This is a genomic window from Aliiglaciecola sp. M165 (assembly GCF_007197995.1).
Taxonomy (GTDB): domain Bacteria; phylum Pseudomonadota; class Gammaproteobacteria; order Enterobacterales; family Alteromonadaceae; genus Aliiglaciecola.
Window position 1 is genome coordinate 65,973 of sequence record NZ_VKKH01000006.1, and the last position, 16,633, is coordinate 82,605.

At 43.9% G+C, this 16,633-nt stretch carries 17 protein-coding genes and 1 other RNA gene; 7 read left to right on the forward strand and 11 right to left on the reverse strand.

All coding sequences use genetic code 11. The features are described 5' to 3' along the window. Positions 1-13 precede the first annotated feature (13 nt). The 4 genes from FM019_RS12125 to ssrS all read right to left on the reverse strand — a co-directional run bounded on the left by FM019_RS12125 (position 14) and on the right by ssrS (position 2,921). Entirely contained in the window at positions 14-904 is an 891-nt protein-coding gene (locus FM019_RS12125; RefSeq protein WP_143836210.1) for a ribokinase, read from the reverse strand. A 377-nt stretch (positions 905-1,281) separates the two neighbouring features. Continuing rightward, the gene (locus FM019_RS12130) at positions 1,282-1,701 is read right to left on the reverse strand and encodes a hypothetical protein (protein WP_143836211.1); all 420 of its coding nucleotides are present in this window, start codon (positions 1,699-1,701) and stop codon (positions 1,282-1,284) included. A gap of 78 nt (positions 1,702-1,779) precedes the next feature. Next, on the reverse strand, positions 1,780-2,565 hold the full coding sequence (locus FM019_RS12135; protein WP_221934376.1) for a hypothetical protein: 786 nt from the start codon (positions 2,563-2,565) through the stop codon (positions 1,780-1,782). 174 nt (positions 2,566-2,739) lie between these two features. Beyond that, positions 2,740-2,921: non-coding RNA, 6S RNA (gene ssrS / locus FM019_RS12140), on the reverse strand. Positions 2,922-3,144: 223 nt separating this feature from the next. On the opposite strand from ssrS, the gene FM019_RS12145 reads away from it, so the two are divergent. From FM019_RS12145 to FM019_RS12160, 4 genes are read left to right on the forward strand one after another with little or no spacing between them, the layout of a single operon-like run. Beyond that, positions 3,145-3,714: a UPF0149 family protein gene (locus FM019_RS12145; RefSeq protein WP_143836213.1), complete on the forward strand. Its 570-nt coding sequence runs from the start codon at positions 3,145-3,147 to the stop codon at positions 3,712-3,714. Further along, positions 3,714-5,033, forward strand: coding sequence for a Xaa-Pro aminopeptidase (gene pepP / locus FM019_RS12150; protein ID WP_143836214.1), 1,320 nt, complete (start codon positions 3,714-3,716; stop codon positions 5,031-5,033). Before FM019_RS12145 ends, pepP begins: the two co-directional genes overlap by 1 nt. Before the next feature lie 2 nt (positions 5,034-5,035). After that, positions 5,036-6,319, forward strand: a complete 1,284-nt coding sequence (gene ubiH, locus FM019_RS12155; RefSeq protein WP_185969272.1) for a 2-octaprenyl-6-methoxyphenyl hydroxylase — start codon at positions 5,036-5,038, stop codon at positions 6,317-6,319. Further along, positions 6,306-7,529, forward strand: a complete 1,224-nt coding sequence (locus FM019_RS12160; protein ID WP_143836216.1) for an FAD-dependent monooxygenase — start codon at positions 6,306-6,308, stop codon at positions 7,527-7,529. The genes ubiH and FM019_RS12160 overlap by 14 nt, the downstream gene beginning before the upstream one ends. A 51-nt stretch (positions 7,530-7,580) precedes the next feature. On the opposite strand, the gene FM019_RS12165 is transcribed toward FM019_RS12160, so the two are convergent. After that, on the reverse strand, positions 7,581-9,137 hold the full coding sequence (locus FM019_RS12165) for an amidohydrolase family protein (protein ID WP_143836666.1): 1,557 nt from the start codon (positions 9,135-9,137) through the stop codon (positions 7,581-7,583). 103 nt (positions 9,138-9,240) lie between these two features. Next, entirely contained in the window at positions 9,241-9,390 is a 150-nt protein-coding gene (locus FM019_RS20820; protein ID WP_185969273.1) for a hypothetical protein, read from the reverse strand. Between the two features lie 95 nt (positions 9,391-9,485). On the opposite strand from FM019_RS20820, the gene FM019_RS12170 reads away from it, so the two are divergent. After that, positions 9,486-10,424 carry a LysR substrate-binding domain-containing protein gene (locus FM019_RS12170; protein ID WP_143836217.1) on the forward strand — a complete coding sequence of 313 codons (939 nt, stop codon included), beginning with the start codon at positions 9,486-9,488 and terminating at the stop codon, positions 10,422-10,424. A 26-nt stretch (positions 10,425-10,450) separates the two neighbouring features. On the opposite strand, the gene FM019_RS12175 is transcribed toward FM019_RS12170, so the two are convergent. From FM019_RS12175 to FM019_RS12195, 5 genes are all read right to left on the reverse strand, one after another. After that, positions 10,451-11,002, reverse strand: a complete 552-nt coding sequence (locus tag FM019_RS12175; protein WP_143836218.1) for a YkvA family protein — start codon at positions 11,000-11,002, stop codon at positions 10,451-10,453. Between the two features lie 150 nt (positions 11,003-11,152). Then, entirely contained in the window at positions 11,153-12,361 is a 1,209-nt protein-coding gene (locus FM019_RS12180) for an acyltransferase family protein (RefSeq protein ID WP_143836219.1), read from the reverse strand. A gap of 90 nt (positions 12,362-12,451) precedes the next feature. Continuing rightward, positions 12,452-13,129 carry an ABC-2 transporter permease gene (locus FM019_RS12185; protein WP_143836220.1) on the reverse strand — a complete coding sequence of 226 codons (678 nt, stop codon included), beginning with the start codon at positions 13,127-13,129 and terminating at the stop codon, positions 12,452-12,454. Then, positions 13,126-14,022 (reverse strand): ABC transporter ATP-binding protein, encoded by an 897-nt coding sequence (locus FM019_RS12190; protein WP_143836221.1) that lies wholly within the window; start codon positions 14,020-14,022, stop codon positions 13,126-13,128. Before FM019_RS12190 ends, FM019_RS12185 begins: the two co-directional genes overlap by 4 nt. 16 nt (positions 14,023-14,038) lie before the next feature. Continuing rightward, positions 14,039-14,425 (reverse strand): GntR family transcriptional regulator, encoded by a 387-nt coding sequence (locus tag FM019_RS12195; RefSeq protein ID WP_260681614.1) that lies wholly within the window; start codon positions 14,423-14,425, stop codon positions 14,039-14,041. A 220-nt stretch (positions 14,426-14,645) separates the two neighbouring features. Here FM019_RS12195 and FM019_RS12200 point away from each other — a divergent pair, with 220 nt between their 5' ends. Beyond that, entirely contained in the window at positions 14,646-15,551 is a 906-nt protein-coding gene (locus FM019_RS12200) for a LytTR family DNA-binding domain-containing protein (RefSeq protein ID WP_185969274.1), read from the forward strand. 131 nt (positions 15,552-15,682) lie between these two features. Beyond that, positions 15,683-16,276, forward strand: a complete 594-nt coding sequence (locus tag FM019_RS12205; RefSeq protein WP_221934377.1) for a hypothetical protein — start codon at positions 15,683-15,685, stop codon at positions 16,274-16,276. The last annotated feature ends 357 nt before the right edge of the window (positions 16,277-16,633 follow it).

The following is a 16,633-nucleotide window of genomic DNA, read 5'->3' on the forward strand; positions in this document are numbered from 1 at the left end:
ATTAAGTCTACGCTTAGTTCTGTGTTAAGAATGCATCAACTTCATCAGCGTTCGGGATCGATTGTGCTGCACCACAGCGAGTAACCGTGATTGCAGAGGCGGCACAGGCTCTTTTTAACGCATCTTCAGGGCTCTGGCGATTGCTGTATGCAGACAAGAAATAACCGATAAAGGTATCTCCTGCAGCGGTAGTATCAATAGCTTCGACAACAAAAGCAGGAACATTGAGCGTTTCTTCTTTTAGTAACATTCTGACCCCTTGTTTGCCCAAAGTGATCAGAACCTCCGCATGTGGCCAGTCTCGACGAAAGTATTGCTCAATCTTGTCTACGTCGGTAACGCCCGCTATTTCCGCAGCTTCTACTTCGTTTACAATCAGCAGATCAATACAATCATGGGGTAAATGCTTAACTGAATCTGTCATGGGTGCCGGGTTAAAAGCGACTTTCAGTTCCAATTCTTTCGCCTGAATAAGCGCTTGATCGATAGCGCTAGTTTCGTTTTGGGTGAGAACCCAATCCCCTGGATTGGCTTCACCTAGTGCCCGAAGTACGTCTTTATTATCGATTTCTAAGTTGGCACCACCAAAGAGCACGATGGCATTTTCACCTGTTTTTGCCACCTGGATGATTGCGTGGCCAGTGGGGGTGTCACTGCATTGCACAAATTTACAATCAACGCCTTGTTTGATCATTGCTTGCTTAAAGTGTGCATCGTGCTCGTGAATTCTACCAACGTGACGTACTTCCGAGCCGGCTTTAGCCAGCGCGATGGATTGATTTGCCCCTTTCCCACCAAGCAACTGTTGATAATCTATAGAAGAAAGGGTTTCGCCAGGTTGTACAAAATGGTCAACTTGATAAACATGATCAATGTTGATTGAGCCAAAGTTGATAACTGCCATAAGTGTCCTGAATGATATGAAATAGAAAAAAATAACTTAATGGCGTGTTTTACCACAACTCACTGATAAAAAGAATCTAAAAAGTGGACCAAAAGGTCAACTAAATTAACCCGAAGTTCGGATAGGGTTGTCGAACATCCAATAATTTAATATTTAGTTCAATAAATTAAATTCTTTCAATTTTATCCTCTGTGCTTTTAACTGAGTGAATAGTGATCTTTATGCTCCTTTTATGACGCTCCTAAAGTTACTTAGTTGCTCAAAATGTTTTGAGAGCAACGCATCGAGGGTCATAAATAGCACTACTATCAGCCGAAGCTTATTTGAACTTCAGATTAAACAAAGAGAATATGTTCAAACAATAGCGCAAACTGCGATTAGAACAAGCTTTTGATTTTGTGCAGCAATCCTGTTGGCGGGATATAGGCTTTTTCAGACGCTTTGAAGATACGAACCGACACCGTTGCACCATGGCCCCAAGGCCACCATGAGAGCATAATATTATGATTGCCATTTTCATCGACAGTGAGCAATTTTTGCTTTTTTTCTAACATGCCAAAAAAACCGGCTCTGTGAACAAGCATGGGGTCTGCTTTTTTTAGTGATTTTTTATCCCACTCAAAGGGGAAATGTTTTTCCGCAGTTAATAAAACATGTTGTTCATGATCTACAGAAAATTCTGCTAATAAACAATGAAACTGTTCATCCCATCGCCATTGAATTTTGTTTCCAAGAGCTTGGATAAAAGGAGAAGAGGCCTGCTCAATAGACTGTTTGTTAATGTGTAATTGATTCATGGTTGTTTTTATTATTATTTTAGGTAAATTTTGACACAAAAAAAGGCAGTATCAACTGCCTTTTTTCTTTTTAACGGATTATCCTCTGCGAGAAACCCGCGCCATTCCGGCGAGCATTAATCCAAATAAAGCAAGCGTCGCTGGCTCTGATACCTTTGTAGTTAGTCGCAAAGAATCAAGCGCGCCAGTCCCGTGGACTTCGAACTTAACTTTATTCACACCAGCAATGTTGAATGAATCAATCATTATACGGTTTATTGAATTCTCACCAAAATTAGCTGCACCATATTGAGCACTGGTAAAATCAGAGAAGTTAAATACTTGCTGTTGCATAGCGGCGTTGTAAACAGTAACCAGTGAGTTTTGAACTTCTTTAACACCGCGTCTGTTGTCTTGAAAATCAATTAACTCAAAACCTAAGGCATCAATTTCAAAATCTAAATCAAACGTGATGTATCCCGCCAGCTCTCCAGCTTGGTCATCTGGGCTATTACAGACTAGGTCTCCACAGCCAGTATTATTCTCTTGAATAATTAGCGAGTTACCCGCTTCATATGTGCCAGCTGCAAAATTGCTGTTCCCCCAATTAGGGCCCGTCAAATCGCTGTCAGCATCATTAAACTTGTCTGGTGCACCGGTTCCAGGGTCGGTGTTGTACAAAACACCCAAATCTGGGCCAGATTGATTGTTGTCAACAGAAATGTTGACACCCAACGCAGCATACTGATTGCTAATCACTGTTCCATGTTGCAAGGTCACCAAATTACCAGCGATAGTATCCTCGTCAAATGTGATCACCGTAGTGCCTGCATGCACAACGGCCGATGCAGTGACTAAAACTGCAGCAGATATGATTTTTTTCAAACTTAACGTAGCCAAATCAATGGTTCCTTCTACTTACTTTTACTTCATTAGTTGGGTTTATGCAAAAAATGAACCATAAGGATTTATCTCTTTATAAACAATGGGTTCATGCTGGTTTTTTTTGGCGGGTTTTGAGTCACTGTTAAAAATACTGACAGTCAATAAAACAAATAAAAGCCTCCCAAAATGCCGCTGTTCAGTGTGCGCCCGTGAACCGAAAGTTCAGGGCGGAAATATCATCACTGCCGTAGGCGTCTTGATACGAGCCAAGCTTGCACAATAGCAGTGGAATCAATTCCCAAATTTAATAGCATCGGCCAGGGACATAACTAAACTGGCGAACATTCCAGGAGAATTTTAATTTTACCACAGCAAAACGTAATTGAAATTGAATTCTGATCCAATTTCGCCTTATGGTTTACAGTCGCTTATTTCTTATTCGATATTTTAGCACCATCGTTACGAAGTGTTATTGGTCTTATGTCGCATTTACGTATGCAAGGCGATACATAGTTATGAACTCGTTCAAAATAAGTGGATTAAATGATAGAGTGATCGGGTTATTTAAGAGGAAAAAATGTGAAGTCATCGGCACTGAATTACGAAGAACTATCCACGTTGTTAAATCAACACAATATACTAAGTGACGCAGCGGAAGTGCACGGCATCTTTTGCGGAATGCTTTCTGGTGGTATGCCTTTAGAAAGTCAGGACTGGGTTACTGCCATGGCAGATTCCATTAATCAAAGTGATTCGTTTTCTGCCGAAGTGCAGAACCAGTTAACGGAAATGTACAATCAAACCTGTCAGCAATTGTTAGAAACCGACTTTACCCTGAATTTATGTCTTCCTGATGAATCTGCACCGATCAATGAACGTGGACAAGCTCTGATTAATTGGGTGCAAGGGTTTATGCTGGGCTTTGGTTTTCACCAAGCTGATCTGACGGCCTGTTCAGAAGACGTCAAAGAGGCATTGGAAGATTTCTATGAAATTTCCCGAATGGATGACGCGATGCCAGAGGACGAAGAAGCTGAAAAGGCACTTTTTGAAGTGGTTGAGTACGTTAGAGTCTCTTGTATGCTGTGCTTCAATGAATTGGGCCAATCTGCCGATCAAAACCAAGTTACACCAAAAACGGTGCATTAATGAAAGACGAATTTATCGCAGCGTGCGTGGAGCGCCGCAATGAACTATTGGGTAAAATGCTGCCAAATAGTGTGGCTGTGGTGCCTGCAGCAAGTCTTGTCACTCGTAGCAATGATACCGAGTATCCATTTCGACAAAATAGCGATTTTCACTATCTTACACATTTTCCTGAACCGGACGCTGTACTGGTATTAAGTAATAGCGAAGAGTTTGATAGTCAACTCAGCGCTTTGTTTTGTTTAGACAAAGATCCGCAAGCAGAAATATGGCATGGAAGACGCTTTGGCGCTGAAGAAGCCATGAAAAAGTTTGCTTTTGATACAACTCACATACTCGATGACTTGGACATTGGATTGGCTAGTTATTTGGATGGACACGAAAACCTTTATCATGCCAGAGGTCAGCACCAGGCGACAGATGAATTGATTGACCATGTCATGCAACAGTTACGTGAAGCCCCAAAACAGTCGAAGATTGCACCTGCTGTCATCATCGACCTACGCCCGTTATTGCACGAAATGCGTTTATTTAAAACTGCTCAGGAACTATCTGTTATGCAACGTGCCGCAGATATTTCATCAAACGCACATACTCAGGCCATGCAGTGTTGTCAGCCTGGACACAATGAATATCACCTTGAAGCGACAATTCACCACACCTTTGCGATGCACGGAGCCAAGCACCCGGCCTACGGCACCATCGTTGGTGGCGGGAACAATGCCTGCATTTTGCACTACACACAGAACGATGCGCTGCTAAATGAAGGCGACTTGGTATTAATCGATGCCGGCGCTGAGCTAGAGGGCTACGCTGCGGATATAACCCGCACATTTCCGATTAACGGCAAGTTTACTCACGAACAAGCAACAATTTATCAATTAGTCCTGGATGCGCAGCTCGCCTCGTTGCAAATGTTTAAACCAGGCAACACATTCAAAATGGCCAATGACGTTGCCATTGAAGTATTGACCCAAGGTTTACTTGAATTGGGACTGCTTGAGGGTGAATTGACCGACAATATAGATAAACAGACATATCGCGCTTTTTACATGCATGGAATTGGTCATTGGCTTGGATTAGACGTCCACGATGTGGGTAACTACAAAGTGGACGGCGAAGACCGACCATTCGAACCCGGCATGGTCATGACAGTGGAACCCGGTCTTTATATTTCTCAAGACGCCAAGGTTAACAAAAAGTGGCGAGGCATAGGTGTAAGAATTGAAGACAATATTGTTATCACAGAATACGGACATCGAGTGATGACCGCCGGCGTGGTGAAAACCATCGATGAGATTGAACAATTGATGGCGCAATAACGGTGCAAAGCGAAAACGAAAATATCGACAACCTTAGCGCAAAAGTTGACGAGCAAACTGATGTCATCATTGCCGGTGCAGGGGCCACGGGGCTAGCATTGGGCTTAGCCATTACCCGTTTCACCGATTTGCAGGTTGCAATCGTTGAAGCCGGTGCAGAAATCAACGAGCAGAGCAATGCTGAAATTCCCAGTGATTTTCTTGATTTACGCAGTGTTGCTTTGTCTGCTCAGTCCTGCCAATTTTTAAGTGAGATCGGGTTGCCATCAGTCCAGCAACTAGGCTGTCCAATCGACCATATTCATGTATCAGACAAAGGCCACTTGGCACAATCGACAATGCATGCCAGCGACTACAATTTGCCAGAATTGGGTAGAGTGCTGGAACTTCCATTATTAGTCTCCAAGCTTTACCAAGCGTTAAAACCTGCGCAAAAAAAACTCAGCTGGTTCTGGCAAAATCAAATAATGGCAATAGATAGAGCTTCAGACTCGGTAAGTGTAAAATTGTCCTCTGGCACTCATTTAAACGCAAGGCTGCTTGTTGTGGCAGAGGGCGGGAACTCTCCAACCCGAGAAAAACTGGGTATTGACGTTACCCAGTTCAACTACCACCAATCAGCGATTGTCGCCAATATTGAACTGGCAGAAGATCATAAAAATTGGGCGTTTGAGCGTTTCACTTCCAATGGCCCTTTGGCCTTATTGCCGTTGCCAGATAATGACTCTGAGCAAAATCGCCATCGCTGTTCCTTGGTATGGACCGTTGCAGAGCACCAACGTGAATCCATGATGGCGCTCGACGAAGCGGATTTCCTCGACCATTTACAAGCTGAATTTGGCTATCGTCTTGGAAAGTTTAAAAGTGTCGGTGAACGCGCATGGTTTCCTTTGGTCCTCACGAAGGCCAATTTGCATATCCATCATCGTGCCGCATTGCTAGGCAATGCTTGTCAAACATTGCATCCCATTGCAGGGCAAGGTTTAAATCTCGCCCTTCGGGACGTAAAAACACTGATGGATTTATTGAATAAAAACACCAACAAGGATCCCGGAGATTTTGTATTGTTAAACGCTTATCAGCGGGTCCGCAAACAGGATCAAAGCGCCTTAATTGCAGCCACTGAAACCCTTGTCAGTACCTTTTCAAACGACTATTTCCCGCTGGTCATTGGACGTAATTTAGCGCTGATGGCTCTGGATAATTTACCCGCGGCAAAACGCTCGTTAGCCTTCCGCGCAATGGGGTTTTACCAAAACAAGGGAGCCGAAGATGCAGCACTATGATTTAGTGATAGTCGGTGCCGGAATGATTGGTCTAACCGCGGCGCTGGCATTAAAGGATTCTGGATTAAGCGTCGCTGTTGTCGATTCGCAAGAATACCCTATACCTAGTTTTGACAAACCCGAGCTCAGAGTTAGCGCAATCAACCTTTCCAGTGAGCAAATTTTTGAAAATCTCGGTGCCTGGCAGGGGGTCGCATCGCGAAGAATGCAAGCTTATCAAAATATGCATGTTTGGGAGCAAGACAGCTTTGCGCGGATTGAGTTTAATCACCAAGATATACAGCGAAATCACCTTGGAACAATCGTCGAAAACGAAGTCGTTCGCCAGGCCTTGTTAGATCAAGTTAAAGAGCAGGCCGATATTGACTTGATTTGCCCGGTGACCATTACTTCGATTGCATTTGGTCAATCTGAGTGTTTTATCAGTTTAAGCAATGAACAGACTTTTACAGCCAAATTAGTTATTGGTGCCGATGGTGCAAATTCTTATGTGCGTCGTGTGGCAAACTTGCCCTTTACTTTCTGGGACTATGATCACATCGCCATCGTCGCGACGATTGAAACTGAACTGGAACACAACAATACCGCTAGACAGGCGTTTACTCAAGACGGCCCCTTAGCCTTCTTACCCCTTTATGACCCTAACCTATGTTCGATCGTTTGGTCACAGAAGGTTGAAAAAGCGGAACAATTGTTGGCCCTTGATGAAAGCGCATTCAATCAGGCTATTAATGTTGCGATTGATGGCAAGTTAGGGGTGTGCAAGTTAGCAAGCCCACGGGTGAGTTATCCACTTAAAATGCGTTATTGCAGACAGTGGTTAGCTAATCGGGTCATGATAATTGGTGATGCAGCACACACGATTCACCCGTTAGCAGGTCAAGGCGCTAACCTAGGCATTGCCGATGCCGCAGCACTAGCTCAAACCCTAATCGAAGTGAAAAATAAAGGTAAAGATATTGGTGATGTTAAATATTTACGTGCTCTTGAGCGCTGGCGCAAAGCTGAAGCAATGAAGATGATTGCTACCATGGAAGGCTTCAAACGCTTGTTCGACGGCGCAAACCCTTTGCAAAAGTTGGTAAGAGGATTAGGTGTGTCTGTGACGAATCAAATAGCACCGCTAAAGCGGGATATTATTTCACAGGCGGTTGGTGTTGATGGCAATCTGCCAGAACTCGCTAAACCCGCTAATGCAAAAGTAAAGTAATGAATTTATTTGTATGCCGCAAAAGCGGCATACAGCAAAGATAAACACGCTCTAATCGAAGGCTTTTGCGGCATCTACCATTTTACGCACATCACTAAGCATTTTTTTAGCGTCATAAACGATACCATCTTTAACAGTGTATACGACGCCTCCGGCGCGTATCGGCTGATTGTTATCATCCAGGCGATAATGACCTGTGCCATATAAGACTTTAAAATTTCTAAGTGGGTTTTCATCTAAAATAACAAGATCGGCTTTTTTACCAATGGTAATTGAGCCAATGTCACTATCCATGCCCAACGCTTCAGCACCATTTAAGGTCGCCGCCTGGACCACTTCCCACGCATTAAAACCCGCTTCTCGGAGTAATTCTAGTTCTCGAATGTAGCCAAAACCATAAATCTTGTAGATGTAACCAGAGTCGGAACCAGTTGTGACACGCCCTCCGTGATTCTTATAGTCATTTAAAAAGGCCATCCATTTCGTGAAATTGTGTTTCCAGGCAATCTCTTCATCGGTCGTCCAGTCAAACCAATATGATCCATGGGCATAACGGCTAGGCGTAAAAAAGTCCCAAAGGGTAGGGAGAGTGTATTTATCATGCCAATCGGCATTTCGCTCGCGCATCAAGTCACGGCTGGCCTCATAAATTGTCATGGTAGGGTTGATGGTAAAATCTAGAGCAATCAACTCGTCCCTGACCTGTTCCCATTTCTCGCTGCCTTTATTCGCTGCTTGAGCCCATAGCTTGCCGGCTTCGGCGAATCGATGTTGTTCGTTGTTGTAGTTGTATTCGGCTGGGTAGTTTTGCACTACTTGATTTTCGAACAGAGCTTCAGGTAATCCGTACCAATGCTCCATGGTGGTGAGGCCCAATCTGGCCGAATCTAGCGTGTTCATGTTCATTACGTTTAGCTGGGCGTGATGCATCATAGTGCCCAGACCACGTTTTTGTGCTTCCTCCAACGCCGCTTTCATGATCTCTGGTGTTGCACCAAAAAACTTAACGCCTTTGGCACCTCGTTTTGCCGCATTTTTTATCCACTTCCGAGCTGAATCTGGTGTGGAAATCGGGTCGTCACTAGCCATCCCAAAACCAAGGTAAGGAATAATTCGAGGCGCGACTATCGTGTTCTTTTCACTGCGTTTAACGTGATCCATCACCCAATCAAGGCCATTGAAACTGCCCGGCTCACGCACGGTCGTAATCCCATGAGCCATCCACAGCTTAAATACGTATTCTGCGGGGATATCGTCCGCAGAACCACCGATGTGTCCGTGCATATCAATAAAACCTGGCAATACGTATTTGCCAGTCATATCCATTTCCTTATCACCAGGCTGAGCTTTCGGGCGTCCTTCATCTAATATCGGCACGCCTGGATGACCAACACTGATGATATTAGCAATGCGATCATTTTCGATAATGATATCAACAGGGCCACGCGTTGGCGCACCTTGACCGCTAATTACGTTGACGCCCCGCAAGATCAATCGTTGATAAGGCCCTTGTCCTTCGTCCGCTCGACGATCTGGTGCTGAGGGGCCAGGTTTGGCAATAACCGAAAGACTGGTAACGCAAAGTAGTAAAAGCAGGGTGCGGAACATCATTGACTATCCTTTAAATTTTTATCAGTCCGAAACTAAACACACAGCCTAGACCATTTGGCCCGACTTGAACAGTCGGGCTAATTTTGGATTAACACAACATTTACTTATATAAAGAGACGCTGCTTGCGCCGATAGCTTGACCAATTTGGTTGAGATAAAAATTTAGCTTGGAAAATCGCTTTTTAGACATTTCACCTTTATGCTTAGTTAAAGCTTTTTCCATAGGGCGATGAACTAGAGTTTTTTGCATTGCTGATTCTCCTCTTGATTAGTGAGTATCTATTCTCTGAGCAAGTAGCCCAAAAAGCGAACAATCCCTTTTTGATATTAATATAAGAAATACTTATGGATAAACGTCTTAGACTCATTTCTCATTTACGGTGTTTTGAAAGTGCCGCCCGATTTCAAAGCTATAGCCAAGCCGCGAACGAATTATCCGTCACTCAAGCTGCAATCAGCCAACAAATAAGAAACCTGGAGCAACAGCTAGGGGTGAAGCTGTTCAAAAGGGAAGGGCGTAGCATGTTGTTAACACAACAAGGGCAGACTTTAGCCGAATATGTTCGGCAAGCATTTACAACCCTATCAAGTGGCTTCGACAAAATTATGGTTGAACCGGAAGAGGGCGTGCTAACCGTTACGGCGTCTTTATCGTTTTCTTCTGTCTGGTTGGTACCAAGGCTTTGGAAATTTTCGTCTCAATACCCAAATATATCGGTACGAGCCGTGGCGTCAGCACAATTGGAAGAGTTGCGTTACTCAGACATTGATGTGGCGGTGAGACAAGCTGACGAAATTAAAGCCGATGTGTATCAAGAACAACTCATTGTCGATCCGGTTTACCCGTATTGCTCGCCTAGTCTGGTTGAAGAAATGGATTTACACAGCCCCGAAAGATTAGCCGAATGTTGGCTAGTCGAAGCCATTGATCCTGGGCGTTTTAGCTGGAAAACCTGGTTCGATTTAGCAGGTGTGAAAATGCAACGTGACTTGATTAGCTGGATAGAAGTGACAACCTGGGAAATGGGACTCAACGCGGTAATGAGTGGTCATGGCGTGTGTCTCGCCTCGGCGAGTATGGCATCAGAATTAGTTAACAAAGGATTGCTAGTCCGGCCATTTGATATAGCCATTGAACCAGGCCTCAAATTTACCTTGTTATACGATAAAACCTCACCAAAACTAGCAAGGATAAACATCTTTGCCGACTGGTTAAGGGCCGAACTGTCTCAAGGTGACTCCTCACCTATCAACCTGGCTCGGCCTGCAACTGAAAGCTTGTAGGAGCGACTAACTCAATAGTCGTTTCCCTACATAATCCGCGAGAAAACTCTTTTCCGTTTGCTGTTTTGACGACTGCGACGCAAACTTGAGCGAAGTTCACTTCGCTTAGCGTCTAACCAACTTTCTCTGTTTACATTGGCTTCTGCACCGCGGCGCTTTTCTTCTGTTTTTCTGTAATCACTAAACGCTTGATAGGCATCCAAATCTTGAGATAAATCTTGAATTGCCAACTCGATCATAACCGCGTCATCGACATATCCAAGGCCTGGGATATTATCTGGGACTAAATCATGAGGTTCACTGAAATACGCTAATGAAGTAAGTATTTCAGCTTTTTCATCCTCTGGCATTTGCCATTCAGGATCTTCATAAGCAGCGATCAGAGTTTCTAACGATTGCATGCGTGTACTGACGAAATCTGGTAGGTTTGCATGCTCCATCTCTTTTGTTACCGCTCTGGCTTTTTCCAGAATGACATCCGCAGAGAATTGGCTAGCCTTTTCCTGTGCCGATTTCATTAAAGTACGAAAGTGTTCTAAATCACTGTCTGACAATTCAAAACTGATTTGAATAGGCATCTTAGGTTTCCTTATCAAGTAGAATCCGAAATACAATAGTTAGCGTGCGAGGCTGTGTCAACCAACCCACCGTTTTTTGTTTCAAAAGCCTAGGCTTGCACCATAATAACGCAAGGGCTTAGGTCCAGACTCAACACCGCAAAAGCACACTTAATCAAGCGAAGTTGAGGGTTCTTTTACCTCGATGGCGTCTTCATTGTTTTGTCGACCCTTGCGTCCATTTAGTAGCCACCCTATTGGTGTCCAACGTACGATTAACAAGTAACTCAGCATACCGATCAGCAATGTGCCCAGTGAACTGATCAGAAACTCAGTTATTAAACCCCATTGCGTGTCCAGCAACAAAAATTGAATCGCCCATAGGACTGGCAAGTGAATAATATAAATCCAATAAGACGAATCAGCGATTAGTCGCATTGCCGAGCTTTGTCTATTGAAAAAGCGTCTTCCGAGCAGCAACAATCCCAAGCTCACATGCAAGCCTGCATAAGCCTGCAATCCTGCAAGCAATAACTGTTTAGCGTTTAACTCGGGAGTTTGCGAAGCCTGAATCATCACATCCTGGAAGTTCACTTCTGTAGGCAACAAAGAATAAAATACACCGTACGCAAAAGTGCCACTGATTAACATAATGGTGCTGTAGGGATTTAACTTATCTAAAAAATCGGGTCGAGAGAAAAGGCCCCAACCCAAAGTGAAAAACAATCCATAAAAACCAAATGACCAAAGTTGTGGCATAAATTGTTCTGGTGCTGGGGTCGGTGAATATTGTGTACTTAGCGCCGGTATCAACATAAGTGGTGCGAGTAACACAAACACAAAGGGGAAAGCGCTTAAGGTTTTCATCCAATCGAGTTTTATCCATTTGACCGCTATGACAGCAAGCGCATAGAAAAACATCAGGTTATACAAAAACCATAAATGAGTTGTGGTCAAAGGAGGGGCTGGGGCATCAGGGCTTTGCGACATCATTTTTGCAAAGCCTAACATTGGAGACGGTTGCTGAACATGCTCAATAGCCCATCCTATTACTACCATGAAAGATATGATGATCAATGGAAAAAATAGCGCAAAGGGTAAGCCAATTCGCAGCAAACGATTTTTTATCAATCCCCCTATGCCACGTTTTTGCACCATCATTGCAGCGAAAAATCCTGCAATAATAAAAAATAATGGCATACGAAAGATATGACTAAAATACGCTAATAAATCTACCACTTTGGATTGCTGTGGATCAGCCGTTAACCAGATGTCTCCTAACAGTGGGCTGTAGGCTAAAGCTGCATGGAAAAATATGCCAAGCAACATGGCAAACGCGCGCAAGTTGTCCATATAGTGGACACGAGTGTGACGACTCATAATAAGTACCTATTAATGAAATTTTTGAGTGTGAGTGCCGTCGCTAGGAAAGTGCTAGGGCACTGAATAATTTAGAAACGTCTAGCCTGGTCAGAAAAAACAGGCTTTTCGTGATTTGTAATAAGTGGTGGCAACTAGCAGCAACAATATCGACAGTAATTCGACGCCAATAATGCCAAACACGGTAGCGTTAAAAACCGGCGTGTCTGAGGTGATATGCATATTGATTTCAGGCATTTGACCGACGCTAAACAAGAACAAGTTAAATAACAGGTTCAATGCAACCATGACGACTATGGTCACGGCTTCCTGTTCAAAAACTATCGCCACGCACAATAGCAAAGTGGTTGCTAACAAGATCTCCAAGGCGGTGATTAATGCCATGGGGATCATCCCATTTGGCATGTCACTGAAGCCGATGACTAACAGCAATGTCAATACGATGGGTGTCCAACACAGCAGGTAAGCAACCAGGCCACCAAGCAATTTAGATAGCGTGTAATCGGTGACATTTATTGGCAATCCCATAATAAACGACATTTGGTGCTCTTTGCGCTCAATTACAATCGAGACAAATACCACGTGAGCGCTGGCGCCGATGAGGACTGTAATCAGCATGACTACACCGGTGTAATAGGCCGTGCCATTTTTAACCGACATTAAAAAAATCGAGAGCGCACCTAAACCGATATACATCAACATATAACGTTGTATCAGTTGCCAATCTTTAATAAACAGCCGTGAAATCATTGCAGGATTAATGTTCATTTTTGCTCTCCTTGACGACGATGCATAACGCTAGTCAGAAAGATCTCTTCCAATGTCATGTTATCAACAGAATTCACTCGGATATTCTGTTGTTGGCAGGCTTGCAAAATGCTTGGGGTAAATTGGTTGCTCACCATTGAAGCGATACGGCCCTGCTGCTCTACGTGAATGACGTGACCCATAGGCAGCATTTCATGATCGGAGGGCAATTCAATATTTATCCGTCGCCAATTTTCCAAGAATGTTTCTTTGTCGTTGGAATCGATAATCCGTCCACGATCAATAAAGGTTATTTGATCAGAGATTTTCTCAACATCTGCGGTGTTGTGAGAAGAAAATAGCACGGTACGCTGTTCATCTTGCAGAATAAGCGCCAGCTCATTCATGACCTCTTGTCTGGCGACGGGATCCAGGCCCGTCGTAGGTTCGTCGAGTACTAAAAGCTTGGGTTTACGAGCCAGCACCAACAATAGCTGAGCTTTGATATGTTGACCTTTGGAAAATTGTTTTATTTTTTGTTCGGTATTCAGATCAAATCGATTCAACAGCGCTTTTGCGTAGTTATCGTCCCAACTGGGGTAAATCGACTTAATGAATTGCATATGCCAGCCTAAATTTTTGGCGCCATACAAACGCATTTCCTCAGAACTGTAACCGACTTCCTGCTTTAAGTTAGCTTGTTCGTAGGGCAGCGTTCTGCCAAGCACATTGACCTTACCTTGATCCGCTTGCATCAAGCCCATAATGATCCGGATTGTGGTCGATTTTCCGGCACCATTAGCGCCCACAAACCCCATGATTTGACCTGTGGGAAGCGTCAAATCAACGTTCTTCAATGCAAAGTATTTGAATGCTTTGCTGACGTCGTTTAATTGAATGGCAATATCGTTCATTGTCGATTCCAATATGTTATTTTTTAAGCATGCGCTGATAAACCTGCTGCAATCTCTGCACAGTGGCCGGTTCGTCCAAACCCATTTGGCGAGCTTGCTCTGCGACCTGTGTAAGAAGTTGATCTAACTCCTCATCTTGCAGTTTTGTCTGCATGTTATCCGTTTGTGCAATGAAGGAACCCTTACCTTGTTGGGTAACAATTACGCCTTCACGCTCTAATTCCAGATACGCTCGTTTGACTGTGATCACGCTCACTCCGGTGCTGGCAGCTAATTCCCGAATAGATGGCAAATGAAACCCCGTTAGCCAATCGCCCACCATCACCTTTTGTTTTATTTGCGCCATGATCTGCAAATACATCGGGCGGTTATCTGTTTGTGACAGAAACAATTTAATCGTCATTAAAATGATTCACTGAGTATATACAATATGCACAGTATATACAGATATACACAGTTGACAAATGTTTTGTTTAAAAAATATTCTTTTAAATATTAAGTTGAGGCGTGAAGATTTTTTATCTGATTGATTTATATAAAAATATTCCATTGGCCGAGAATGGCATAGTTGCACCGAATATATTCAGTCGATATGCTTGCTGCATTGTTTCGATGAGAATGGCGTGGGTATAGGTGTGCGAATAAGCAAGCGGCTAGACAAGACGGCTTTTTACAAAATTCTGGCTCTGGCTGTAGGCTATTTTGTCATTCTCAATGTGTTTGAAGCTGCACAGCAATATTATTACATCAACAGTTTTAATCTCGCTGGTGCGTCGCAAGTCACGTTTTTTGATCTGCTATCAAAGCACAGTGCTCGTTGGCTGGTTTGGGGGCTCTCTGCGGTGCCTCTTGCTTATTTAGTTGCCAGATATCCAATCAACAAAAACACCTTATCGTTATCCGTGTTACTGCAATATTGTTCCGGCGTATTGGTGTTGCTGCTGCTGACAATTGCCATGATCAGCTTTTTACAGCTGTGGCAAGATGGTCAGGCTCTCAACGTATTTCTTGAATTTTTTGTCTTTATCGCTTTTCAAAAATCAGCGCTCTTTGTCAATGCGTATTTGGGCGTGATTTTATTGGTGCATTTGTATTTAAATGTTCAAGCGCTCGAAATGCGTATTGTTGAATTGGCTGACCTTAAGGGGCAGTACCAAAATTTGTACGATGATCTCAAATCTAAACCCGTTGCAGACTCTGAAACCATTTTGCGCATTAAAGTAGGCAATCATGTCAAGGCGATAGTGTTGTCTGATGTGATATGGGTACAGGCTGATGATTATTGTGTAAAAATACACTGTAAACAGGGCAGCGCTTACAACTTGCGAAAATCGATGAAGGAACTTGAGACCGAGCTAGCGCCTAGAGGCTTTATTCGCATTCATCGTAACTCTATCGTTAATCAAAATGAAATTGCCTCATTCTGCTTTGGTAAAGATGCATCCATAGAATTGAAAAATGGTACTGTTCTGAATATTGCAGCCAGCCGGGTGGCTAAAATTCGTTCGGCTTTGCAACAAACGGCTTAGCGCTATTCAGTTAAAAGCTGGCAATTTGAGTTACTTCCCTGCAAAACTCCGGTAATTCCCTGCAAAGACCATTTAATATGACACGACGATGGATATGATGAATTCTCAATTTCAAATAGAAGGTATTTTTAATGAGATTCAGACCCGGTCTTTTTCTGCTGGTACTGTCAGTCAATTGTCATTCTTTGCTGTATGCACAACCGTCAAAACTTTACCAATACGAACCTTCGGTTAAACATCCTTATGGCGTCGTAAATCCCAAAGCACCAGAACAAATTAGAGATTTTGCAGCATTAGTAGGTAACAGCCAGTGCCAATCCACCGCTCGAAACCCGGACGGCACGTGGCAGCAACCTGAAGCAATTTTGTGGCGTTATAAATACATCATGAATGGGCTGGCGATACAGGATGAAACCTTAAAGCCAGACGGCAGTCATTCAGGCAGCATTCGCCAGTACCTTCCTGACGAGAAAAAATGGTTTGTGCACTATTACTCTTCCAGCTCTCCGACGACCGCTTTACCTGCCTGGAGCGGGAATAAAACCAAAGACGGGAATATAATTCTCTACCGGGAGCAAAAAGCCCCAAATGGTATGGAAGGCTTTTATCGAATCACGTTTTTTGACATCAGTGATGCAAAGTTTGAATGGAAAGGTGAATGGGTAGACAAGGAAGAAAAAATTGTATACCCGACTTGGAAGATCAGCTGTAAGAAAAAAGTGTAGGATTGGCCATCTGCAGCAAAGGTCAACATGCTCTAGTGTTGTTTAAGAGATTCCCGCCAAAAACGCGCGGGAACGACGCGGGATTGTGCGCGGGAACGACGAGGGATTGTGCGCGGGAACGACGTGGGATTGTGCGCGGGAACGACGAGGGATTGTGCGCGGGAACGACGTGGGATTGTGCGCGGGAACGACGTGGGATTATGCGCGGGAATGACGCAGGATTGTGCGAGGGAATGACGTGGGATTGTGCGCGGGAACGACATAGGATTGTGCGCGGGAACGACGTGGGATTGTGCGCGGGAACGACGTGGGATTGTGCGCGGGAATGACGTAGGAATTTGCACCGTCCCACAAAAC